The organism is Microbulbifer sp. ARAS458-1 (assembly GCF_045348205.1).
Taxonomy (GTDB): Bacteria; Pseudomonadota; Gammaproteobacteria; order Pseudomonadales; family Cellvibrionaceae; genus Microbulbifer.
In genome coordinates this window covers 552,210-575,077 of sequence record NZ_CP155838.1, presented here as the reverse complement: position 1 = coordinate 575,077, position 22,868 = coordinate 552,210, and the positions used below count along the sequence as shown (strand labels likewise).

Sequence of the window (22,868 nt, the reverse complement as noted above, 5' to 3'; positions counted from 1 at the left end):
CTATTTACCTCAAAAATCTGAGTATCTGTGTCTTCTCCCTTAGGAGAAGAACAGGCCACCGTTGATGTCGATGTTGGTTCCGGTGATGAAGGAAGCTTCATCAGAGGCCAGGTAAGCAACGGCGTCAGCCACTTCCGGCGCCTTACCTTCACGTTTCAGCGGGGTGGCGTTGGCCACGTTTGCGCGTACCGCATCTTTGGTGAAGGTATCGTGGAAGGTGGTGCTGATCATGCCCGGGCACAGAGAGTTGACGCGAATATTTTTCGGGCCCAGCTCTTTCGCCATGGCGCGGGTGAAAGTCATTACCGCACCTTTGGAGGTGGCGTAGGCAGAAGCACCGGGGCCACCGCCATCACGGCCAGCCTGGGAGGCCAGGTTCACAATGGCACCACCGTCCATGTGCGGAACAACGGCTTTGGTCAGCAGGAAGGTGCTGTTCAGGTTCAGGGCGATCACCTTATTGAAGAAATCTTCATCCATTTCTTCAATGGTTTTGCGCTCTACCAGACCGCCGGCAACGTTTACCAGCACGTCGATGGTTTTACCATAGGCTTCCTGTGCGGCTGCTACAACGCTTTCAACGTCGGCCTGTTTGGTCATGTCGCCTTTGGCAATGATGGCTTCGCCACCGGCCGCTTTGATTTCCGCCAGAGTTTCTTCGGCGGTTTGCGCGTTGCTGAAGTAGTTCACGACCACCTTGGCGCCTTCTGCTGCCAGTTTCAGGGAAACCGCTTTACCGATGTCCCGCGCCCCACCGCTGACGATGGCTACTTTACCTTGAAGTTTCATAGTTACTCCTAACTGTAATTTTGAATTCCGACTTTTGATCGAAGAGTTTTTCAGGTTTGTGTTAGCTCGCTGCTTCAGCGAGTTGCTTCTTTTCCTGTTTGCTACGCACCGGTGCGATACGTCCCCCAACAAACAGAACCGAGATCAACATCAGCGGTACCAAAGAAGCACCGAGAATGAAGAAGGGCGGGTAATAGGTGCCATCGTTGGTAATGATCGGTACCAACTGGATAGCAGTAATCACACTGATCACACCAACCGCGCCGCTGATGCCGGCAAGGCTGGCAACGCTCTTGCCAGAGAAGTAGTCACTGGGCAGCGTCTGGATATTGTTAATGGCGGCCTGGAAGCCGAACAGGATCACGGTAATCAGGGCCAGCGCCGCAGCGGGTGTTGCCGCGACAGTAGTGGCCAGCAGTGCCGGCAGCATACAGCAGCCACCAACCAGCACGGCAAACTTACGGGATTTGTTCACGCTCCAACCGCTGCTCATCAGCTTGCCGGACAACCAGCCACCAAACAGAGCACCGGCTGCGGCACCGCAGTAAGGAATCCATGCGGATGCGCCGATTGCTTTCACGTCAAAGCCGAACTTGTCGTTGAGGTACAGCGGTAGCCAGGCTACGAACAGCCACCAGATCGGCTCGATGAAGAATCGCGCAGAAATCACACTCCAGCTCTGACGGTGTGACAGTAATTCCCGCAGCGTAGGAACATACTCGTCTCCATCTTTTTCAGGAGCAATTTGACCAGACAGAATCAGTTCGCGTTCTTCCGGAGTGATCCAAGGGTGTGCGTCGGGGCCGCTCTTGTAGATGATCAGCCAGGGCACCAGCCAGATAAAACCGAGCAGGGCAATAACGATAAACGTTGCCTGCCAACCCATAAACGCATATAGGAAGGCGACCAGCGGGGGAGCGATGATATTGCCGGCAGAGGCACCTGCGCCGAATATACCCTGGGCAAGAGCGCGCTCTTTGGCGGGGAACCATTCGGCATTTGCCTTGGTGGCCCCGGGCCAGTTACCGGCTTCACCGAAGCCCAGCAGGGTGCGGAAAATACTGAAAGAGGTCACGGATGTGGCCAGGGCGTGCAGCGCGATGGACACAGACCAGACCACGATCGACAGCATAAAGCCGAGGCGGGTACCGATGGCATCAAACACGCGCCCAAATACCGCCTGACCGATCGCGTACGCAATCAGGAATACACTCATGATGTTGGCATAGTCATGACTGTCCATCCCAAGGTCTTCGGAAACCCCAGGCCACATAACCGAGAGTGCAGTGCGGTCGATGTAGTTAATGATGGTGGCCAGGGCCACCAGGGACACAATGGTCCAGCGTAAGTTCTTCATTATTATTGTCCTGTTTAGCTTTGCAGAAAGTCTTCCCGGTAGGGACTGAAGGTATCGAGCAGCACTCCGGCCTTTTTACACACGGCACCGTGTTCCAGATGTGGTGCAATGTAGAAGCTGTCGCCAGCTTTCAGCAGTTTTTTACGGCCATCCACCTGCACTTCAAACTCGCCACTTTCGACGTAGCTCACTTGAGTGTGCGGGTGCTTGTGTACGTAGCCGATACTGCCTTCCTCAAACCACACACGCACAACCATCAGGTTGTCGTCGTGGCCTAGAATCTGCCGCTTGATACCGCCGCCGAGATCCTCGACTTCAACATCCTGGGCCTGAACAAATGCATCAGTTGCGGGCATAGCGTTTTTGCCTTCCTCAATTTTTAATCTGAAAGAGCTTGGCACGGCCGTTGAAGTAGTATTCACTGCCGCCGAATTCAAATCGGTTTTCAACCGAATCGTCCACGTCGTTATTGCGGTTATACGCCAGTAACTGTGTAGTGCCGTTTTTACCGCCGATCGCAATCAGCTCCAGGTCACCGGTGCGTTGATGACTGAGGGCGCTTACCTGGCTTTCAGCCTTGAGGGTGAATTCCTTGGAGGGGTTATATTCACCGTGGGGCTCCAGAATGCTGATAAACGTGTGCTTATCTGTGTTATCCCGCCGCGCAATAAAGCTTTTTTCAGCACGCAGGTTAAAATTGGGATCGTTGGCACCGAGCTCGGTGAATAGAAGTTCGGTATTACCGTCTACCAGACTGGACTGAGTGTAAAAGCGGCCGTTATCGTTCAGCCAGGTGACCTGGGCCAGACCATTTGCCGGCTTTGCGTTGGCTTTCAGCCAAAGGTGTTGGTAACCATTGTCTTTACCCAGTGCTCGCAGGCTGTCGGTGAAGCCCTGAAGCTTGAAGTTGGTATCCACAAGCTGGCCGTTGTAGTGCACTGGCAGGTCCAGTTGGTGTTTTTTACGGGACTCCACATCAAACACGTCAATGGCGAAGGTGCTGCCGTTGTCCGGATTGTTGACCAGTGCGAGGGTACGCTTGAGGGTAACACCCGGGTAGGCGGAATCGATTGCCGCAGCGCTGATCTTGACCTGATCGTCCGCGTGGAAAAACAACAGCTCCGGGTGATTCTGATTGGCTACTTTCAGGTTGTTATCGAAGTGGGAGGTTTCGTCGACCACTACCGTATTATGAGCAACGGTCTGTTTGGCCCATGTCTCATTTTCTTTCAGATAGCGGCCACCATTTTTGGCTTCCACATTCAGAAAGCGGGCCGCACCGTAATCGGTGACGATTTCCGCGCCGTGATCGTAAAACTGCCAGGACAGTTTGTCGAAATGGCCGTGTCCCATTCCCTGTGCAGCGGGCTTGAATACCAACGCCTGGTCGCCATTGACCTGCTGGCGCAGAACCACCAGCGCGCCTTCGTCGCCATCTTTACCATCGCGGAAAGCAAAGGATTTGAATTCGTATGGTTGCTGCTGTCCAGCATCCAGTGCCTCGGCAACCTTGAGACCGTCACCGGTCAGCAGAATCTGATCCTGTCGCGCTGCGATATCCAGAAATTGCGGGTCGCCGGATTCGCCGTAGGCAATGGTCACACCCAATACCAATTCCGAGGTATCGATCCCCTTGCTCTTGATGGCATCGTTGATTGGGAAGAACAGATTGTTGTAGCTGAGCTGGATGGTGGTATCGATGGCTTTCATCACGATACCGTCGCGATACTCGAAAATTCCCCGCTCCGGCTCATTATTCTCGATGGCTTTTGCAAAGGTGACGAACGGCATCAGCGCATAGCGCTGATAATAGGGGCCTTCGTTATAGTAGCCATCGGGAGAAAACAGGGTGCTCAGCTGGCGAAGGAAGCCACCCTTACCGGATTTATCCAGATCCAGCAGCGCCTGCTCTACCCACTCCGGCTCATCCAGAACATAGCCGGCCATACCGACGCCGGCAGTGAGCCAGGTACCGTGGTTATGTACCTTGTTGAAGGTTTTTGGCGAATCAACTGAGAGAAATTTGACGACCGGGCGCAGAGCGCCCTGTTCAATTTTATTCGCTTCCTCTCGTGAGAGAGATGGACGAATCAGATCGTAGGCCTGAATGGTGTACACCAGCCAAACCGCTTCATTGAGGCTCTGCCAGAACAGCTTGCCGGGGTTGTCGGCCCCCGGGCGACGCTTGGGGTGTAATGGCAGCGTGGGATACATGTCTGCGTAGGCAAGCAGCATATCCCGTACGCGCTCGGCATACTTTGCCTCTTGGGTGATTTGGTACAGCACACCAGCGTTGTACATCAGCTGGTAATTTTTTTTGTGCTGCTCGTGGGTGTAACCACCGCCGGCATCGGCAGGTACTGGAACTGCAACAGGCGATTCCAGTGCGCGATCTACCGCGGACTGAGTGCTGAGAAAAGTGTTGCGAAAACGGCCGGGTTGTTCAACCGCGCCCTGCATGGCGTCTATATCGGCAGCGCTAATCACCAGGTTGGGATGATCGGCGGCAAATGCAGCCAGGGGATTCAGGGCCAAGAGGGCTGTGGACAGACCTGCCGCCAGTGTAATACCGGCGGCAAGGGATTTACGCGATTTTAAAGCTGGAGTGCCAAACATGATGTCGCTTCTTCTTTTCTTCAGTTCTTCACTTCATTGTTGGCGAGGACTGCGGTATGCGGGCCCTCCGCCACCAATTCAGTGATTTCCGGCAGCGGGGCCTTGAAGAACTGGTTGTTGGCAATATGTGTGACCGGCTCACCCACGGTGTGCTCCACCAGAATACCCGCGCTATCTTCAATGCGGTTGTCGTGGATGTTGGCGACTTGGGTCCCATGTAGCTTGATCAGTGCCTGCGCTTTGTTGCGCTTTCCTTTACCGGATTTGGTAACGGTGTTATCGCTGAAATCTATATGCGGGCCGAAGGTGCTTTCGTCGGTACCACCGCGGTACAGATCAACCAGTGCTCCCTGTACCTTGTTAAAGGTATTACCGGTAACGATCACGTACTCCGCGTTGTATACGCCAAGATCATCGGTCTCTTTATTCAGCTTGAGCAGATCACCGGTGATGTTCTCGAAGTGATTGTTGGTCAGAGTAATGGTATCGGCGAATGCACGCAGGCCAGAATCGAAGAAGTGGTAGGAGTGATTGATATCCAGGTTTTCTACCCGGCTATTGGTCATGGAAAAGCGATAGTTTTTCAGCATGCCCCAAACCGCTGTGCGAATCAGGATATTACCGGCATTATCCGGGCTGCTCGCTCCGGAAATGACCAGGCCATCCAGGGAAAGGCTGCCGCCGTCCTGAATTTCAAACATCACCGGGCGTCCGCTGGTCAGGGTAACCTTGCCGTGTTTTTTTGCCTTGATGGTCAGGGTCTTGTTGATATCCAGGCGCTTGGTTGCGTTGTAGACGCCGTTTTCCAGTACCAGTGTGTCGCCATCCGCCGCACGGGCAATGGCGTCGAACAGAGTATTCTCTCCGGGTCGCACGCTGATGGACTTGCCGCTGTCGAATGGGGTAACCGGTTCCGATTTGGGATACCAGGAGGCGCCGGTCATTTCCTTGGTGGTAACCACCAGGTCTTTGCTCGCGCCCTTATTCGCTACAGACTTATCGGTCGGGTAGAGCAGGCCGTTGTCGGCACGCTTCAGTTTGCCCACGCCTTTATCGATACCTTCGTGAATCTTCTTATCCACAAAGCCATTGGAAACGTTGTTGGCGAAGGTAATGCCGGAGATGTCGTCAAAAATGGAGAAAGGGGACTTACCGCTCTCGGTATAGAAAATATTGTCGGCAATAGTGGAGTCCTGCGGCGTCGCGCTGCGTTCCTGGTCACTGCCTGCGGCCAGGTGGATATGCTCCACATTGATAAAGCTGTTGTTCTCGATCTTCGCGTTCACTACCTGGTGGTAGCGATTGATGGGAGAGTTGGGAACACCGTTCATCACGGTGAACCCACTCCCAAACCGATAGCCTGTGAGACCCTCGAGATAATTGTTGCGAATCACCTGGTCCGCATTGATCACACGAATACCGCCGGTGTGGTCCACGCCGTTGCCCAGGAACACATTGCCTTCGATCAGGTTGCCGTTACCGTGACGCATGGTCAGGGTGCCGCGGGATTCAAAGAAGGTGTTGTTACGCAGAATATTTTTGCCGGATTTGACGGAGATGATTTCCACCTCGCCGTCGCAGCGGTCGAAGAAATTATTTTCGACCACCGTCAGTGAATCGGTCAGAGAGTAGTGGCTGGTGCCGATACGCAGGGTCTCACCGCCGTTGGAGCCCAGGACCGGACGCGGACCGAAGTAGTTGTGGTCAATGCGGTGACGATTTTCCTGGCTCGCTTCGGTGTTCAGGCGCACCGCCATGGTCACACCCTTGTTGCGCTTGCCCGACAGGTGGCTGTGATCGAAACGGTTGTTCTTGCCGTAGATACTCACCCAGTAGTCGGAGTCCATACGCTCCGGCTTGCTGAAGTCCTCGATCACCACTTCAGTCACACGGGAGTTATTGGCCAAGTGGTCTTTGTTGCGACGGAAGGAGATTACCTCGCTGCTCGGCGTGTAGCCGTCTTTGAATACCAGGCCGGAAACCACCAGATATTCGCCCGCCAGGCGTAGGTTGGACTGGCCGCTAAGGACGACTTTACCCTTTTCTTCCGCAGTCAGCGTAATAGGTTGCTCTTTTTTGCCTTCACCGGTGAATAGGATTTCAAAATCTTTCCAGGTGCCATTAGCCAGTACCACGGTGTCGCCGGCCTCGAGGTCTTTGGCAACCTTCGCGTACTCCTGCGGGTTATGGACCAGGTACTCCTCGGCGGATGCCTGGACGCAGAACAGGGAGGCCTGCCCGCAGGTAAGCAGTGCGGCAGCCAGTAATGGTTTGATTCCTGAAGTTCTCATGATCACCTGAATGTTTTATTAGATTTTTGTTTTCGCGAAAGGCCTGCCCGGTTGCACCATCTCGGGGCGTTATATGGCATCGCGGAGTTATTATGGGGCCAGACTAAATTGGTCAAAAATAATTGTCAACCAATCGGGTTAACCAGTTTTCTCCAGATTTTTGACCGGTTTTGGTGCGTCGCGCAGAATTTTCCGATAAAATGCACAAAAAACACGCAGGGGTCAGTCCAAAATGTGAAGTTTTTCTGAAAATTGGTTGACTGGCTTGTGGGCAGGTGAGAATTTGTGCAAGCCAGATCGCGGACAGCCGATCAAATAACGGTAAAAACGGTTGTCACTGGTCAAGAGGCTGATAATAAAAACCGCGATATGAGCGATGAATAAGGCGCCAGAGCACGGCGCCCTTGTTACTATCAACTAGCGCAGACTTCCTTGGGGGTAATCATGCGTGATAATAATAAAGACGCGAGAGATGTAATGGCTAACGAGAAAACGTTTAAGAAGTCGCTTCTTGTAAGTGCAATTGCTGCAGTGACCTATGTTGGTGCAGCCCAGGCCCAGGACACTGCAATCGCAGAATCCGACCAGGCGCTGGAAGAGGTTGTCGTAACCGGCACCCGCGCCACCATCCAGACCACAATCGATATCAAGCGCAACTCCACCACCATCGTAGACGGCATGTCTGCGAACGAAATTGGTGACCTGCCCGCGCTGTCCATCGGTGAAGCTCTTGAAAACGTCACCGGTGCTTCTTCCCACCGTGAAAACGGCGGTGCCACCGAGATCTCCATCCGTGGTATGGGCCCATACCTGAGCGCGACCACCATTAACGGCCGTTCCGCCTCCAATGGTAGTGGTGACCGCTCGGTAAACTTCTCCCAGTTCCCGTCTGAACTGATGAACAAAATTGCGATCTACAAGACTCAGGACGCCAGCCTGATTGAAGGTGGTGTGGCCGGTCTGATCGCTCTGGAAACCTTGAAACCGCTGGAATACGGCGAGCAGCGTATCCAGATTGATGCCAAAGCGAATATCAACCCGAATCAGTTTAACGTGGAAGATTCCATGGCGGGTGATGTGGGCTTCCGTGGCAGTGCCAGCTATGTCGACCAGTTTGAATTTGATAACGGCATGGCGTTCGGTGTGTCTTTGGGTGTGGAAAGAAGTGATATTTCCCAGCCGGAAGCTGAGATGCGTTCTTCCTCGCCAACTGGTACCTCTCTGCATGCTTGCCTAAATGACCCAAATATCGAGGCGGGTTTTAACCGTACCAGCACCGGTAACTGTGATAGCGGTGGGTCGTACAATACTTTTGTGGATCCCGAAACCGGTAAAGCCTATAGCGACGGCAGTGACTTCGCATTTGCGCCGAGCTCGAATGGCTATCGCCAAAACGATACTCGTGATGAGCGTGACGCCGTATTTGTCGCACTGCAGTTTCAACCAAACGACAAGACCGATATCAATTTCGATCTGCAGCAGTCCGAGCGCATACAGACAGAACTGCGTCATGACTTGAACTTCGCTGAGATGCGCCGTGTAACACCTGGTGTTACTGCGGAATCTCTGGTGGTTTCCGATTCTGGGGCCGTGCTGAACTGGGAAGGCGAGACTCGTATCGAGTCCAACAGCGAGACATACGAGCGTGCCGAAGATTACCTCGGCTATGGCTTGAACGTCGCTTACGCGTTTACTGAGAACCTAACAGTTTCTGCGGACTACTCTTTCTCCGAGACAACTCGTACAGAAAACCAGATTCTGCTGCGCACCCAGTCAGACAGTGACGATATTTACGGCGGTGACAACCAGGACCGCTCCATGGTGCAGTGGGATATGTACTCTGGTATTCGCCAGTACACGGTCACCGGCTTCGATGTCACTGACCACACTCTGTTCTCCGATGCTTACCGTATTCGTATCGATAATGACCTGGATCGTCGTAATTCCAACGAAGCATTCCGTGCGGACTTCGATCTGGCCCTGCACGGTAGCGTTATCACCGGCGTTAAAGGTGGCCTGCGTTTCTCCGAACTGGAATATGTTGACCTGGGTAATGCGCGTGATGAGTACAGTGTAAGCCGTGGTTCCGAAGCCGGTGCGGCTGCAATTGCGGAAATGAATGAAGCATGTGCTATTGCTTTCCCTGAAAGTGATTTCATGAATGCTGAAAGTGACGGCCCATTGGTTACCACCATAGATGGAAACGGTAATGTGGTCGGCGCCGGCAATTCATGGGCAACGTTCGACACTAAATGTGTGGCGGATATGCTACTTGAGTACGTAGGTGAAGATTTCGCTTACCCTGAGCTTGAGCAGAAAAGTGGTGGTACCACCGACGTCACCGAAACCACTACCGCTGCCTATGTAATGGCGGACTTCGATACCTCTATCTCGAGCTTGCCGGTACGCGGTAACTTCGGCGTACGTGTTGTGCAGACTGAAGTGGATTCCGTTGCCTACCGCACGCCCTATACCATTGCCACTAATAGTGATGGAACCTACTCCATTGAAGAAGTAGAAGGCGCTGAATTGGAGCGTGTTTCTGCCGGTGGGGACTACACCGAAGTGCTACCGAGCCTGAACGTGATTGCCGATATTCGTGACGATCTGATGTGGCGTGGTGCGATTTACCGTGGCTTGTCTCGCCCGGACCCATCCGACCTGGGTTACTCGCGAACCTTTGGCACCAATGGCTCCGATGACATCACCAATATTGCCGAACTGTTGCAAGATGTGAGCGGTGATGGCAACCCGAATATGCAGCCGCTGACTTCCTGGAGTTTCGATACCGCGCTGGAATGGTATCCGAACGAAGATTCCATGTTGACCTTTGGTATCTATCACAAGCGCTTCCAGGGTGGTTTCGAGACAGTACACGTAACAGAAATGCTGGAAGTTGACGGTCAGCAGATTCCTGCTTCCTTCGATATCACTCGCACCAACGAAGACACCAGTGCCTTGAGTGGTATTGAGATTACCGGTACCCATCGCTTTTCCTATCTACCGGGTTACCTGAGTGGCCTGGGCGTGAAGGCGAGCTACAACTACGCGGACTCTGACTTCGAATTTGAAGACAGTAACCTGGGTAGCTCTCTGGTACTGGATGAGAGTGGTAACGTAGTTTCCCAGAAGGCCGGTATTGTGGCCCCGGGTAACCTGCCTGGTTTCTCCGAGAACGTATTCTCCGGTCAGCTGTACTATCAGATTGGTGATCTCGACACCAGCCTGATCTACAAGTACCGCAGTGAGTACTTCCAGCCGTACACCACAAACGGTACCCGCCTGCGTTACGTTGGTGACACCGGTGTGTGGGAAATGAAAGCTTCTTACCAGTTGACCGAGGCTGTGAAGCTGAGTCTTGAAGCCATCAACCTGTTTGATGAGCCGAAGAATCAGTACTTCTATACCCGTGATCACCTGGGTGAAGTCAACAGCTACGGACCGCGTGTATTCCTTGGCCTGAAAGCCAAGTTCTAAGCGCTATCCTTAGGCCCTATGTACTGGGCATAGGAGATCTGCGGTCCAATACCCTCGGTGAGGGCTGCAGGTTTTCGGTTTTGTTTGATTGGTTGTCTCTTCTCCATCCGACAAGGTGCCGCCTGTCGGAAATGATTCGCCCGCCTTGTGCGGGCTTTTTTATGCCTGTGTTTTGGTGAGATATTTTCCCGTGCACTAAAAAGGCCATACCGCGGGTGGCGATATGGCCTGTAAATTTAGCGCTAGTTTTGGAGGGATCAGAAACCGGCGGTTTCTCCCAGGCGGTCAATGGAGAAGCGCTTGCGGCGTTCGGAGACTTCCCGGCGTACCACTTCCACTGCCCTGGCCTCCGAAGCATCATGCAGTGCATTCAGCGAACGGTTGAAGTGCAGGCGCATGGCCTTGCGCGCCGCGCAGGGGTCGTGATTTTCCAGGGCCTGCAGAATGGCTTTGTGTTCGGCCAGGCGTTTTTGCCCGTCTTTTTTGCACACGTTTTTGTGCACCGTCTGGATATCCGGGGAGTGCTCCTGAATATCCCACAGCTTGTCGATGGTGCTCATTAACACGCGGTTGTTGGTCGCGCGGGAAATGACTTCGTGAAATTTGCGGTCGGCGCGTTCGGAGGTCAGATTACCTTCCTCGTTTTCACGCACCATATCCCGGTAAGCGAGGCGCAGGTCTTCGAGCTGCTCTTCGGTAATCATGGTAGCCGCCAGGGCAGCCAGTTCACCTTCGATCAGCACTCGCGCCTCGGTCAGTTCAAACGGGCTGAAATCCTTGGTGTCGGTAAAGGAATTTACCGGCTCAATGACATAAACCCCGGAGCCGGTGCGCACGGCAACCCGGCCCATCACTTCCAGGGCGATGATTGCCTCTCGGATACTGGGGCGGCTGACGTCGAACATTTCCGACAGCTCCCGCTCGGATGGCAGGCGCACCCCGGGAGGATATTCGCCACTGTCGAGGAGGGTCAACATTTTTTCTACCACCTGCTGATAAATGCGGCGGCCATTTCCTACATAATCGCTTTTCATAGCACTAGATTCTATCGTTGTTATATAAGCCTTGCTGATGTGGCGACGTAGAGCCACAGGCTGAAAGTCACACTTGAGTCTACCACAATTGGTCTTACAGGCAATGTTTATTGGTATGATGGCTGATCGTGACAGCTTCGCCTTCCGGTGGCGTCAGCGGTCGGTTATGGCTCCGCAAGGTAGTCAGAATCGCGCTAAAAAACAGCATAAAAAGTATTAGGCAGAACCCCGCTTTTCTTCTATCTTTCGCACATCCAGCGGGCCAATTCTGACCCGCTATCCAGGCCCTCCCGAGATAGTGCATTTTCGTCTCCCGACGCCGCCCACCTTTTATTGAGGCAGACCCCCAACCGATGTCACAGATCCTGATCGTGATCGATGAGCCCGACGACTGGGCACCCTATTACCCCAGCGAGCGGGTAATCACCTTTGCCGACTACCTGGCGCTACCGCCCCGTTCCCAGCGGGTGCGGGTGATTAACCTGTGCGCGGATTACGACTACCGCAGCGAGGGCTATTACTGTTCTCTGCTGGCGGAGGCGCGCAACCACAATGTGCTGCCCAGTGTGCGCACTCTGAACGATCTGGCGCTGCCACAGCTATATAAGCTGCAGCTGTCCCAGGCGATCCCGGCGCTGGCAAAACTACCGCTGCCGGAAGCCGGTACCCTGCGGGTAGTGAAATCCTATTTCGGCCGTTGCGCGGATCCCGCCCTACAGCCGCTGGCGCGTGCGCTGTTTGATCGCTTCGCCTGCCCGGTACTGGAAATCCATTTGCAGGCGAACCCCCAGTGGGAAATCGTCGAGTTGAAGGTGTGTTCGCACCGGGATCTCAGTGAGGCGGAGGAAACCGAATTTGCCGAGGCGCTGGACAATTTCAGCAACAAGGTATGGCGCCAGCACAAGAAGCCGAGCAATAGCCGCTACGACCTGGCGATTCTGGTGAACCCGGAAGAAAAACTACCGCCGTCCGATGGTGCCGCGATCAAAAAATTTGTCAGCGCCGGGCGCGAGCTGGGCCTGTCGGTGGAGTTGATCGGCCCCGGGGACTACATGCGCCTGTCGGAATTCGACGGCCTGTTTATCCGCGAGACCACGGCGATCGATCACCACACCTACCGCTTTGCCAAAAAAGCCGAAGCGGAAGGCCTGGTAGTGCTGGACGATCCGACCAGCATCCTGCGCTGTACCAACAAGATTTATCTGGCGGACCTGTTCAACACCCACAAGGTGCCGGCACCGCGCACGCGCATCCTGCGCCGCGGTGACGAGGAGAGCCTGAAGCTGGCGATGGAAGAGTTGGGGCTGCCAATGGTGGTCAAAATCCCCGACGGTTCCTTCTCCCGCGGTGTGGTGAAGGTCAATTCGGAAGACGAGTTGCACGGCAAACTGGAAGAGCTATTTGCGGAATCCAGCCTGCTGCTGGCTCAGGAATTCCTGTATACGGAATTCGACTGGCGCATCGGTGTGCTGGATAACAAACCCCTGTATGCCTGCCGCTACTATATGGCGAAGAATCACTGGCAGATCTACAACCACGGTAACAAGAAAATCGTCAGCGGTGGCTTTACCACACTGCCGACCTTTGAAGTGCCAAAGCCGGTGCTGCAGGCCGCATTAAAAGCCACAAAACCCATCGGCCGCGGTTTCTACGGTGTGGATGTAAAGGAGTCAGCGGGCAAGGGTTTTGTAATCGAAGTGAATGACAACCCGTCCATCGACAGTGGTGTGGAAGATAAATACCTGGGCAAGGAGCTGTACCGTTTGATCCTGCAGGAATTTATCCGCCGCCTGGACGCGCGCAAGGCGGGTCAGGAATAACCCATCATTTTTGCGGTCGTTCGCTAGGGCGCTTGCCGGCAAAGTTCCAGCCAGCGCTCGATACCCGCGCTGCGGTATTTCTGCCGGTGCAGGGCGAAGTAAAACTCGCGGCTGAAATCCCGCTGCGGCACTGGTAGTTCCACCAGGGCGCCGCGACGGAAGGCATCGGTCAGGGACACCCGGGACAGGCAGCTGATGCCCAGTCCCGCTTCCACCGCGCGCTTGATTGCCTCGGTGTGCTGCAGCTCCAGTCTTATATTCAGCTCAGGTAGAAGTCCTGCCAGTGCCCGTTCGAAAGTCTGGCGGGTGCCTGAACCGGTTTCCCGCAGAATCCACGTGGCCTCGCGCAGGTCTTCATCACTTAGCTGCGCGCGCTTTGCCAGGAGGTGGTCCGGTGCGCAGAACACCACCTGCTCGTCGTCCCGCCAGGGGATCATTTCCAGATCCGGGTGGTTGAGTTCACCTTCGATCAGGCCCAGGTCCAGTTCAAAATTGAGCACGCCCTGTGCAATGGCCGCTGTATTTGCCACTTCCAGCTCCACCCGTGCCCCCGGTTGCTCTTCCATATAGCGGGCCATAATCCCTGCTGCGAGGTAATTGCCAATGGTGAGGGTAGCGCCGATCTTCAGGCGGCCCAGGTCGCTGTGTACTAATAAGGTGGCCTCCAGCTCCCGCGCCCGTTCCAGGAGCTCTTCCGCCCGCGGCCACAGCTGACGCCCCAGTTCGTTCAGGCGTAAGCGCTTGCCGGTGCGCTCAAACAGGCGCAGGTCGAACTGTTGTTCAAACTCTTTGAGTGCGGTGGATGCCGCGGATTGTGACATGTTCAGGCTCTCGGCGGCACGGCTCACGTTCTGGTAATGGGCGCAGGCCAGAAAGACTTCCAGTTGGCGTAGGGAGTAGCGCATGGCATTAATCCACAAAATAGATAACGAATATCGAAATATCCCATTTTGCCAATAGATGTGCCAGCGCTAGAATTCACCCAGCAAAAAGGTCAGGAATAAGTGGTTCTATTGTTATGTCAAATTTGAATAAGGAGACGGTGCTCGAAGTTCATCATTGGAACGACACCCTGTTCAGCTTTAAGACCAGCCGCGACCCCGGTTTCCGTTTCGAAAATGGCCACTTCACCATGATTGGCCTGGAGCAGCCCAATGGTCGCCCACTGCTGCGCGCCTATTCCATTGCCAGCGCCAATTATGAGGACGAGCTGGAGTTCTTCAGCATCAAGGTACCCGATGGCCCCCTGACTTCCCAGCTGCAAAAGATCAAACCCGGCGACGAGATCTTCGTCAGTCGCAAGCCCACTGGAACTCTGGTGGCTGATCACCTGCTGCCGGGCAAGCGCCTGTGGCTGCTGTCCACCGGCACTGGTCTGGCGCCGTTTATGAGCATCATCAAGGACCCGGACGTCTACGAGCGCTTTGACCAGGTGATCCTAACCCACGGAGTGCGCTTCAAGTCCGAACTGGCCTATCAGGACTATATCGAGAAGGAGTTGCCAGAACACGAGTATTTTGGCGAGATGGTCCGCGAAGGCCTGCTGTACTACCCCACGGTAACCCGTGAGCCTTACCGCAACAACGGCCGTCTCACCGACCTGATGCTGTCTGGCAAGATGTTCCGCGACCTGGGCGTACCCCAGCCGAATGTGGAAGAAGACCGCTTTATGCTGTGTGGTTCTCCCGCCATGCTCAAAGATCTGACCAATATTCTCGACGACTGGGGGTTCAAGGAAACCCGCGCGGGAATTCCTCACGAATACGTGATCGAGCGCGCGTTTGTCGAGAAGTAAGTTAACCAGGAGGGGCAGGGCAGCGGCGTCGGTACTTAGAAGTAGTTGCGTGAAGGATTGCGCAAGGACAGAAATGGCATTCTGTGCTTCCAAGTGTCGACCCCGGTGCCCTGCCGATGTTTCGGCCGGACCTGCCAGTGAAAGGGTTAACCCCTGTATTGATAACCACCCATCGGGTGGTTTTTTTTCGTCTTCAGAAATTCCCTACGGCAAACATTTGGTGCCACGCCGAACTTTGCATGAATCTTGGGCGCAAAATTTCACCTGTTTCCGGTTGTAAGGGAATGTAATTGACCCGCCGCGCCGCAGTGTGTACTTTTGTATACATCGCAAGTCAGGGAATGCCATGCTCAACAAAAGCCAATCCATATCGGCGCGACTTTCCGCAGAAGACTACGCCTACCTGATGTCCATCGATCGCAATGGCGCCGTCACTCAGAGTGAAAAGGTGCGCGAGCTGATCGCCATGGCAAGGGAGTCTGTGGGTGTGGAGAGTTTTGCCCGCGCCTATCTCGCCTCGAATGAAACCATGTTGCCGGTGAAAGCCCGCTGTGCCGACGAAGAACCCCGCAGCCTGCTGGTGGAAGCCTTGCTGGAGCTGGTGAGCGAAGGCGCCGCTGCGATTCAGGTGTGCGCCGACCAGAAGCCGATGGCACCGGCGCTCGAGCAGAAATCGCTGCCTGCTGTAGAGGCATTTCTGGAAAAAATATTACTTATTGCGTTACAGGATGAACCGCGCATCGCGGAGCCACAAACGGCAGAAATAATCCGAACACGGCTGAAAGCGCTGTTGGAACGCTGACCATCAACAATCTGATTAACAAGAGGAAGGAAACAACAATGAAAGAAGGACTGATGAAACGTATCTCCCGCATTATCTCCGCCTCTGCCAATGCGGTGGTGGACTCGGTAGAAAATGCCACACCGCAACTGGTGATGGAGCAGGCCATTCGCGAAATCGATGACGCCATTGCCGATGTGCGCGATCAACTGGGCAAAGCCGAAGCGGCAAAATACCTGAGCAGCAAAACCCTCAACGATGAAAACACCCGTCACACCAGTCTCGGCGAGCAGATCGAAGTAGCGGTTCAGCAGGGCCGTGACGATCTCGCGGAGGCTGCGATCGCCAAACAAATGGATATTGAGGCACAGATCCCGGTACTGGAAAAAGCCATCGCGGAAACTGACCAGGAAATCGGTGAACTGAATTCCTACATATCCGCATTGCAGGGCAAAAAACGTGAGATGCGTGAACAATTGCGGGAATTTGTTAAGGCGAGCGAGCATGTGAGTAATGGTGCCACCGGCGAGCAGTCCGGTAGCAGTCGCGCTACTGCGGATAAGGTCGACCAGGCCACTGGTGCGTTTAACCGCATTTTGGAAAGTGCCGGTGTGCCCACCGCCGAATCTACTGCCGATGCCAGCAAGCTGGCGGAGCTGGAAGAGCTGGCGCGCAGCAATCGTATCAAGGAGCGTCTGGCGAAAATCAAAACCCAGACGGAGGCCTGATGGGGTTCTTTCTGCAAGACGGCAATCAGTTGTTCACCGGTGCCCTGGTACTGATGTTGATGATTGCCGTGCTCGAAGGTGTGATGTTGATGATTGGTGTTGGCATATCGGACATGCTGGACAACCTGCTGCCGGACATGGACATCGATCTGGATGCACCGGATACCGAAGCGGGAGGTGTACTCACCAAACTGCTCGGCTGGTTGCGTTTCGGGGAGGTTCCGGCACTGATACTACTGGTGGCGTTTCTGGTGAGCTTCGGCGTAACCGGACTGCTGATCCAGATGTTCAGTGAGTCACTACTCGGGGTGTTACTCCCCGGGTGGTTGCTGGCCATCCCGGTGCTGCTTCTGGCGCTGCCGCAAGTGCGCTTCGTGGGGAATATACTGCGCCGTTTTGCGGTTGGCGATGAAACCGAAGCGGTAGGTCGCAACACTTTTATCGGCCGCGTCGCAGTCATCACCATCGGTGAAGCCAGCGCGGGATCACCGGCAGAGGCGCGCTTTAGTGATGAATTTGGGACTACCCATTACGTCATGGTGGAACCGGATACTGGTGAAATTTTTTCACAGGGAGAGCAGGTCTTGCTGGTGGAAGAACGCGGAGCCTGTTTCCGTGTGATTCGACCCACCAACGAGCATCTGCTGCATAACAATTAAATTGGAGAAAACTCAGTGATTCAGAATCTATCCAACATTGCGATCATGGCGGGGGCGGTTCTTGTCGGCCTGATCGTTATCGGCACAATTTTCGCGCGCCTTTATACGCGTGCGTCCAAAGAGCGCTCCTTTGTGCGCACCGGTATGGGCGGGCAGAAGGTGATCATGAATGGTGGTGCGCTGGTGCTGCCGGTACTGCACGAAATCATTCCAGTCAATATGAACACCCTGCGCCTCGCGGTATCGCGCAAAGAGCACCAGGCGCTGATCACCAAAGACCGCATGCGTGTAGATGTGCTCGCCGAATTTTACCTGCGGGTTAAACCGGACACCGACGCCATCGCCAACGCAGCCCAGACCCTGGGTGTACGCACCCTGGACCCGGAAGCGCTGAAAGAAATGATCGAGGGTAAATTCGTCGATGCTCTGCGCTCTGTGGCCGCGGAAATGGAAATGGCGGAACTGCATGAGCAGCGCAGCCAGTTCGTACAGAAGGTACAGCAGGTCGTGTCTGAGGATCTGTTGAAAAACGGTCTCGAACTGGAGTCCGTGTCCCTGACTGGTCTGGATCAGACCGGCAAGGAATTTTTCAACCAGGATAACGTGTTCGACGCCGAAGGTCTTGCCAGCATGACGCGCTCCATTGAGGCGCGCCGCAAAGAAGTGAATGACGTCGAGCAGGAAACCCGCGTCCAGATCGAAACCAAAAACCTGGAAGCCGAGCGCCAGCGCCTGGAGATTGAAAAAGAAAAACGCTACGCACATCTCGAGCAACAGCGCGAACTGGAAAACCGCGAAGCCGCACAAAAGGCCGACATCGCGCGTGAAACCGCTGCCCAGGAACGAGCGGCTCGCCAGGCAGAAATCGAAGCGGAGCGCGAGATTGATCAGTCCCGCATTGCCGCCGAGCAGGCCACCCGCCTGCTGGAAATCGAGAAGGAAAAGCGTCTGCAGGAGCAGGAGATCGAGCGCGAGCGTGTGCTGGATGAGCAGCGTATTTCCAAAACCAAATCGGTGGAAATTGCCGAGCAGGAGCGCGCCATCGCGGTCGCGGAAAAATCCAAAGAACAGTCCCTGGCCGATCAGCAGGCCAATGTGGCGCGTGCTGAAGCGGTGAAAGCAGAAGAGCAGGTGCGCACCGCCAAAGACGTCGAAGTGGCCGAGCGTGACAAGCGCATCGAGATTATCGAAGCGCAGAAGGAAGCCGAGCGTCAAGCAACCTCCATCAAGGTCGCCGCACAAGCGGAAAAAGCCGCGGCGGAAGACAAGGCCGAAGCCCTGCGCCTGCAGGCGAGCGCTGAAGCGGAAGCGGTGCGTATCAAGGTGGAAGCGGATCGCGAGAAATACGCGGTGGACGCAGAAGGTCAGCGCCTGATGAATGAAGCCATGAACAGCCTGAGCGAAGCGCAGATTGCTCTCAAGCGCGTACTCAGCCTGCACGAAAATCTGCCCAGCATCGTGCGTGAGAGCGTACGTCCGCTGGAGAAGATCGAGGGTATGAAGATCATCTCCGTGGAAGGCCTGAACGGCGTTGGCGGCCGCGCTGGTGGCGGTATTGTCGATGGCGATGGCGAATCCCAGAGCCAGAGCCTGCCGGAAGCTCTGGTGGGCAGTGCGCTGAAACACCGCGCCATGGCACCACTGGTAGATTCCCTGCTGAAAGAGGCCGGGGTGGGTGACCTTGCCAAGGTGACCGAGCCGGAACTCTAGTTCGCACCTGTCTCCGGGCCCTTTGTGGCCCGGAAGTCTACCGTTCTCTACGCCTTCCCTCAGTTTTTCATCGCGGCCTTTATCTGGCTATTTTGGCACTAGAATCCATTATTCAGTCACGAATTTCCCACCCAAACCCGCCCCCCGGATCTATCACTAGTTGAGCCTTCACTTCTACTCTCGAGCAGAGGTCTCCCCGGATGCTTGACATTAGTTACACGCGTAACTAAATTCGTTGCACATGAAACCAAGCGGACCACCGTGGCCACAAACCGCGTTACCGGTCTCGATAACGATTCCAATCATAAAATGGAGGATCACATGGCCGATTTATTTGAGAACCCCATGGGCCTGGACGGCTTTGAATTCGTGGAATTCACCGCGCCGGAGAAAGGCATCCTGGAAACCGTGTTCGAGGCCATGGGCTTCACCAAGGTGGCTCGCCATCGCACCAAAGACGTGGAGCTGTGGCGCCAGGGCGATATCAACTTCATCACCAACTACGAAAAAGGCAGTCACGCGGACTACTACGCGCGCGAGCACGGCCCCTCCGCCTGTGGCCTGGCGTTCCGAGTGAAAGATGCCACCTTTGCCTACAACGAAGCCATCAAGAAAGGTGCTCAGCCGGTGAACGTGGAAACTGGCCCCATGGAACTGCGCCTGCCGGCGATCAAGGGCATCGGTGGTGCCACCCTGTATCTGATCGACCGCTATAAGGAAGGCGAGAGCATCTACGATATCGACTTTCACTGGTTGGAAGGCGTGGACCGTCATCCGCAAGGCTGCGGTTTCCATACCCTGGATCACCTGACCCACAATGTATATCGCGGCCGTATGGACTACTGGGCAAAGTATTACGAAGACCTGTTCAACTTCCGCGAGATCCGCTACTTCGATATCAAGGGTGAATACACCGGTCTGCTGTCCAAGGCGATGACCGCACCGGACGGCAAGATCCGCATCCCGCTGAACGAAGAGGCCGCCGGTGGCGGCGGCCAGATCGAAGAATTTTTGATGAAATACAACGGTGAAGGTATCCAGCACATCGCCTTTGCCTGCGACGACCTGCTGGCCTGCTGGGACCGCCTCAAGGCGCAGGGCATGCAGTTTATGACTCCGCCCCCGGACACCTATTACGAAATGCTGGAAGAGCGTCTGCCGGGCCACGGTGAACCTACCGAGGAATTCCAGAAACGCGGCATCCTGCTGGACGGTACTACCGAAGGCGGCCAGCCCCGTCTGCTACTGCAGATCTTCTCCGCGAATATGCTGGGCCCAGTGTTTTTTGAGTTTATTCAGCGCAAGGAAGACGAAGGCTTCGGCGAAGGCAACTTCAAAGCTCTGTTCGAATCCATCGAGCGCGATCAGCTTCAGCGCGGTGTGATCGGTGGTGATAAAGGTAAGGAAGACGCGGCGTAATCGCAGCGTCTAACCCCGGAGGCCGTTTATGGCAATTCAACGCATTCATCACGTGGCCTACCGTTGCCGCGATGCCAAGGAGACCGTGGAGTTTTACCGCGATCTTCTCGGCATGGAATTCCAGCTGGCCATCGCCGAAGACCGGGTGCCCTCTACCGGGGCTCCGGACCCATACATGCACGTGTTTCTCGACGCGGGGCAGGGCAATGTACTGGCGTTTTTCGAGCTGCCCAATTCACCGGATATGGGCCGCGATGAAAACACCCCGCAGTGGGTGCAGCATATCGCGATGGAAGTGGAGAGCATGGACGAGCTGCTGGCGATGAAACAGAAGCTCGAAGATGCCGGTGTCGATGTACTCGGTCCCACCGACCACACCATTTTCAAATCCATCTATTTCTTCGATCCAAATGGCCACCGCATCGAGCTCGCCGCCAATACTGCCAAGCCCGGTATGCACAAAGAGCTGAAGCGAGTGGCCGAAGATATGCTGGAAGAGTGGTCGCGTACCAAGAAAGCGCCACGTCACGCCGCCTGGATGCACGGCGAAGAAGAGTTCAAGGCGGTTGATCCGTAAATTCATTTGTTCAAAGAGGAAGGCACAGTGAAGTTAGCCAGCCTGAAAAGCGGTCGCGACGGCAAACTCGTCGTGGTCAGCGATGACCTGGCCCGCATGGCGGACGCCAGTGAAATTGCCCCAACGTTGCAAAATGCCCTGGATAACTGGGCAAGCGTTTCTCCGCAACTGGAAGATCTGCAAAAACAGCTCAACAATGGCGAAACCGCAGGGACCCCATTCGACCAGACCCAATGTCACTCACCTCTGCCGCGGGCTTACCACTGGGCGGATGGCTCTGCCTATGTCAATCACGTGGAGCTGGTGCGCAAGGCGCGCAACGCGGAAATGCCGGAAAGCTTCTGGACCGACCCACTGATGTATCAGGGCGGTTCCGACACCTTCCTCGCACCCCGCGAGCCGGTCAAAATGCCGCAGTCCGAAGGCTTCGGTATCGACTTTGAAGCCGAGATCGCAGTGATTACCGACGACGTACCCATGGGTGTTTCGCCGGGCGATGCGCTGAAGCACATCAAACTGGTGATGCTGGTCAACGACGTTTCCCTGCGCGGTCTGATTCCCAACGAATTATCCAAGGGCTTCGGTTTTTATCAGTCCAAACCTTCCAGCGCTTTTTCGCCGGTGTGTGTCACCCCCGAGCAGCTGGGTGACCACTGGAAAGACGGCAAGCTCCATCTGCCGCTGATTTCTGAACTGAACGGTGAAAAATTTGGCGAGCCCAACGCGGGTATCGATATGACCTTCCATTTCGGTCAACTGATCGCCCACGCCGCCAAAACCCGCCCCCTGGGAGCCGGCACCATCATCGGTTCCGGAACCGTATCGAACAAGCTCGACGGCGGCCCGGGTAAACCGGTAAAAGAGGGTGGTGTGGGTTATAGCTGTATCGCCGAGATCCGCATGATCGAAACCATCCAGAACGGCAAACCGAGCACGGCGTTTATGCAGTTCGGTGACAGGGTTGCCATCGAAATGCTGGATGAGCGCGGCCAGTCGATTTTCGGTCGTATCGAGCAGGTTGTAGAACAGCAATAACCTGTGTAATTGGCGCAAATTAAAAAAGGCCATCCTGTGATGGCCTTTTTTTGTGCGTGCAACCCATGTTGATCTCTTTACAGCTTATTGCAACAACTGCTGAAGTACTCCCCTGAATGCGCCGACTTCTTGTGCACCACTGATTACGTGTTCGCCATTGAAGATAAAAAGAGGCACACCGCGCACACCCTTATCGACAATAGCCTGTTCCAGCTGACGCACTTCGTCTGCATAAGTCTGCTTTGCCAACACGTCGCGGGCGGCATAGGTGTTGAGTCCCACCTTGTCTGCGGCGGCAATCAGTACATCAAAACTGCTGACGTCTTTGCGCTGGCTAAAAAATGCCTCGAAAAGCTGCAGGCTTAACGCGTTCTGCTTTCCTTCGTTTGCTGCCCAGTGCAGTAATCGATGCGCATGGAATGTGTTGACCATACGCATATCGTCAAAGTAGTCGAAGGTGAAACCCACATCGGCGCCGAGGGCCGTGATCTGCTGACGGGCTGCGATGCTCTCTTCTGGTGTCGTGCCGTATTTTTCGGCGATGTGCTCCCGTAGATTCTGCCCTTCGGCGGGCATATCTGGATTCAGTTCGAAGGGTAGCCAGTTGATGGTCGGTTCTATGGTGTCCGTGAAGTCATCCAGTGCTTTCTGCAACCGGTAATAGCCGATGACACACCAGGGACAAACGACATCGGAAACAATATCGATACGCAGGGAGAGTTTTTTTTGCATGGAAGATCGCCTTTCATCGGGTGTCTTGCGCTATGGAGTGGGGCGTGA

Annotated in this window: 18 protein-coding genes; 10 read left to right on the top strand and 8 right to left on the bottom strand. The window is 55.0% G+C overall.

Annotation, left to right across the window (positions count from 1 at the left end):
• Positions 1 to 39: 39 nt before the first annotated feature.
• From AAFH99_RS02250 to AAFH99_RS02230, 5 genes are all read right to left on the bottom strand, one after another.
• Positions 40 to 789 (bottom strand): SDR family NAD(P)-dependent oxidoreductase, encoded by a 750-nt coding sequence (locus tag AAFH99_RS02250; RefSeq protein WP_043319803.1) that lies wholly within the window; start codon positions 787 to 789, stop codon positions 40 to 42.
• 61 nt (positions 790 to 850) lie between these two features.
• On the bottom strand, positions 851 to 2,146 hold the full coding sequence (locus tag AAFH99_RS02245; RefSeq protein WP_043319802.1) for an MFS transporter: 1,296 nt from the start codon (positions 2,144 to 2,146) through the stop codon (positions 851 to 853).
• A gap of 14 nt (positions 2,147 to 2,160) precedes the next feature.
• The gene (locus AAFH99_RS02240; protein ID WP_043319801.1) at positions 2,161 to 2,502 is read right to left on the bottom strand and encodes a cupin domain-containing protein; all 342 of its coding nucleotides are present in this window, start codon (positions 2,500 to 2,502) and stop codon (positions 2,161 to 2,163) included.
• Between the two features lie 16 nt (positions 2,503 to 2,518).
• A complete protein-coding gene (locus AAFH99_RS02235; protein WP_406828546.1) occupies positions 2,519 to 4,762 on the bottom strand; it encodes an alginate lyase family protein in 2,244 nt (747 codons plus the stop codon).
• A gap of 20 nt (positions 4,763 to 4,782) precedes the next feature.
• Positions 4,783 to 7,053, bottom strand: a complete 2,271-nt coding sequence (locus tag AAFH99_RS02230; protein ID WP_043319800.1) for a chondroitinase-B domain-containing protein — start codon at positions 7,051 to 7,053, stop codon at positions 4,783 to 4,785.
• 444 nt (positions 7,054 to 7,497) lie between these two features.
• Here AAFH99_RS02230 and AAFH99_RS02225 point away from each other — a divergent pair, with 444 nt between their 5' ends.
• Positions 7,498 to 10,530 carry a TonB-dependent receptor gene (locus AAFH99_RS02225; RefSeq protein ID WP_406828545.1) on the top strand — a complete coding sequence of 1,011 codons (3,033 nt, stop codon included), beginning with the start codon at positions 7,498 to 7,500 and terminating at the stop codon, positions 10,528 to 10,530.
• Positions 10,531 to 10,787: 257 nt separating this feature from the next.
• Here the strand turns inward: AAFH99_RS02225 and AAFH99_RS02220 are convergent, their stop codons facing one another.
• Complete coding sequence (locus tag AAFH99_RS02220) at positions 10,788 to 11,564, bottom strand: FadR/GntR family transcriptional regulator (RefSeq protein ID WP_043319798.1); 777 nt, start codon at positions 11,562 to 11,564, stop codon at positions 10,788 to 10,790.
• A gap of 353 nt (positions 11,565 to 11,917) precedes the next feature.
• Between AAFH99_RS02220 and AAFH99_RS02215 the strand changes: the two genes are divergently transcribed.
• Positions 11,918 to 13,384: a RimK family protein gene (locus AAFH99_RS02215; protein ID WP_406828544.1), complete on the top strand. Its 1,467-nt coding sequence runs from the start codon at positions 11,918 to 11,920 to the stop codon at positions 13,382 to 13,384.
• Positions 13,385 to 13,407: 23 nt separating this feature from the next.
• Here the strand turns inward: AAFH99_RS02215 and AAFH99_RS02210 are convergent, their stop codons facing one another.
• Positions 13,408 to 14,289, bottom strand: a complete 882-nt coding sequence (locus AAFH99_RS02210) for a LysR family transcriptional regulator (protein WP_406828543.1) — start codon at positions 14,287 to 14,289, stop codon at positions 13,408 to 13,410.
• Between the two features lie 113 nt (positions 14,290 to 14,402).
• Between AAFH99_RS02210 and AAFH99_RS02205 the strand changes: the two genes are divergently transcribed.
• The 8 genes from AAFH99_RS02205 (at position 14,403) to AAFH99_RS02170 (ending at position 22,088) form a co-directional block, all read left to right on the top strand.
• Positions 14,403 to 15,179, top strand: coding sequence for a ferredoxin--NADP reductase (locus AAFH99_RS02205; protein ID WP_043319795.1), 777 nt, complete (start codon positions 14,403 to 14,405; stop codon positions 15,177 to 15,179).
• A gap of 346 nt (positions 15,180 to 15,525) precedes the next feature.
• On the top strand, positions 15,526 to 15,981 hold the full coding sequence (locus AAFH99_RS02200; protein ID WP_043319794.1) for a hypothetical protein: 456 nt from the start codon (positions 15,526 to 15,528) through the stop codon (positions 15,979 to 15,981).
• A 38-nt stretch (positions 15,982 to 16,019) separates the two neighbouring features.
• Complete coding sequence (locus AAFH99_RS02195) at positions 16,020 to 16,688, top strand: PspA/IM30 family protein (protein WP_043319793.1); 669 nt, start codon at positions 16,020 to 16,022, stop codon at positions 16,686 to 16,688.
• Positions 16,688 to 17,347 (top strand): YqiJ family protein, encoded by a 660-nt coding sequence (locus tag AAFH99_RS02190; RefSeq protein ID WP_043319792.1) that lies wholly within the window; start codon positions 16,688 to 16,690, stop codon positions 17,345 to 17,347. The genes AAFH99_RS02195 and AAFH99_RS02190 overlap by 1 nt, the downstream gene beginning before the upstream one ends.
• Before the next feature lie 15 nt (positions 17,348 to 17,362).
• Positions 17,363 to 19,057 (top strand): flotillin family protein, encoded by a 1,695-nt coding sequence (locus AAFH99_RS02185; RefSeq protein ID WP_406828542.1) that lies wholly within the window; start codon positions 17,363 to 17,365, stop codon positions 19,055 to 19,057.
• Between the two features lie 321 nt (positions 19,058 to 19,378).
• A complete protein-coding gene (gene hppD, locus AAFH99_RS02180) occupies positions 19,379 to 20,476 on the top strand; it encodes a 4-hydroxyphenylpyruvate dioxygenase (protein WP_043320519.1) in 1,098 nt (365 codons plus the stop codon).
• Positions 20,477 to 20,504: 28 nt separating this feature from the next.
• The gene (locus tag AAFH99_RS02175; RefSeq protein ID WP_406828541.1) at positions 20,505 to 21,053 is read left to right on the top strand and encodes a VOC family protein; all 549 of its coding nucleotides are present in this window, start codon (positions 20,505 to 20,507) and stop codon (positions 21,051 to 21,053) included.
• Between the two features lie 27 nt (positions 21,054 to 21,080).
• Entirely contained in the window at positions 21,081 to 22,088 is a 1,008-nt protein-coding gene (locus tag AAFH99_RS02170) for a fumarylacetoacetate hydrolase family protein (RefSeq protein WP_406828540.1), read from the top strand.
• 84 nt (positions 22,089 to 22,172) lie between these two features.
• On the opposite strand, the gene AAFH99_RS02165 is transcribed toward AAFH99_RS02170, so the two are convergent.
• Positions 22,173 to 22,820 (bottom strand): DsbA family oxidoreductase, encoded by a 648-nt coding sequence (locus AAFH99_RS02165; RefSeq protein ID WP_043319790.1) that lies wholly within the window; start codon positions 22,818 to 22,820, stop codon positions 22,173 to 22,175.
• Positions 22,821 to 22,868: the final 48 nt, after the last annotated feature.

Bases quoted from the DNA above. Each gene is read 5' to 3' on its own strand.
- AAFH99_RS02250 (WP_043319803.1), bottom strand. From the start codon at position 789: ATGAAACTTCAAGGTAAAGTAGCCATCGTCAGCGGTGGGGCGCGGGAC.
- AAFH99_RS02245 (WP_043319802.1), bottom strand. From the start codon at position 2,146: ATGAAGAACTTACGCTGGACCATTGTGTCCCTGGTGGCCCTGGCCACC.
- AAFH99_RS02240 (WP_043319801.1), bottom strand. From the start codon at position 2,502: ATGCCCGCAACTGATGCATTTGTTCAGGCCCAGGATGTTGAAGTCGAG.
- AAFH99_RS02235 (WP_406828546.1), bottom strand. From the start codon at position 4,762: ATGTTTGGCACTCCAGCTTTAAAATCGCGTAAATCCCTTGCCGCCGGT.
- AAFH99_RS02230 (WP_043319800.1), bottom strand. From the start codon at position 7,053: ATGAGAACTTCAGGAATCAAACCATTACTGGCTGCCGCACTGCTTACC.
- AAFH99_RS02225 (WP_406828545.1), top strand. From the start codon at position 7,498: ATGCGTGATAATAATAAAGACGCGAGAGATGTAATGGCTAACGAGAAA.
- AAFH99_RS02220 (WP_043319798.1), bottom strand. From the start codon at position 11,564: ATGAAAAGCGATTATGTAGGAAATGGCCGCCGCATTTATCAGCAGGTG.
- AAFH99_RS02215 (WP_406828544.1), top strand. From the start codon at position 11,918: ATGTCACAGATCCTGATCGTGATCGATGAGCCCGACGACTGGGCACCC.
- AAFH99_RS02210 (WP_406828543.1), bottom strand. From the start codon at position 14,289: ATGCGCTACTCCCTACGCCAACTGGAAGTCTTTCTGGCCTGCGCCCAT.
- AAFH99_RS02205 (WP_043319795.1), top strand. From the start codon at position 14,403: ATGTCAAATTTGAATAAGGAGACGGTGCTCGAAGTTCATCATTGGAAC.
- AAFH99_RS02200 (WP_043319794.1), top strand. From the start codon at position 15,526: ATGCTCAACAAAAGCCAATCCATATCGGCGCGACTTTCCGCAGAAGAC.
- AAFH99_RS02195 (WP_043319793.1), top strand. From the start codon at position 16,020: ATGAAAGAAGGACTGATGAAACGTATCTCCCGCATTATCTCCGCCTCT.
- AAFH99_RS02190 (WP_043319792.1), top strand. From the start codon at position 16,688: ATGGGGTTCTTTCTGCAAGACGGCAATCAGTTGTTCACCGGTGCCCTG.
- hppD (WP_043320519.1), top strand. From the start codon at position 19,379: ATGGCCGATTTATTTGAGAACCCCATGGGCCTGGACGGCTTTGAATTC.
- AAFH99_RS02175 (WP_406828541.1), top strand. From the start codon at position 20,505: ATGGCAATTCAACGCATTCATCACGTGGCCTACCGTTGCCGCGATGCC.
- AAFH99_RS02165 (WP_043319790.1), bottom strand. From the start codon at position 22,820: ATGCAAAAAAAACTCTCCCTGCGTATCGATATTGTTTCCGATGTCGTT.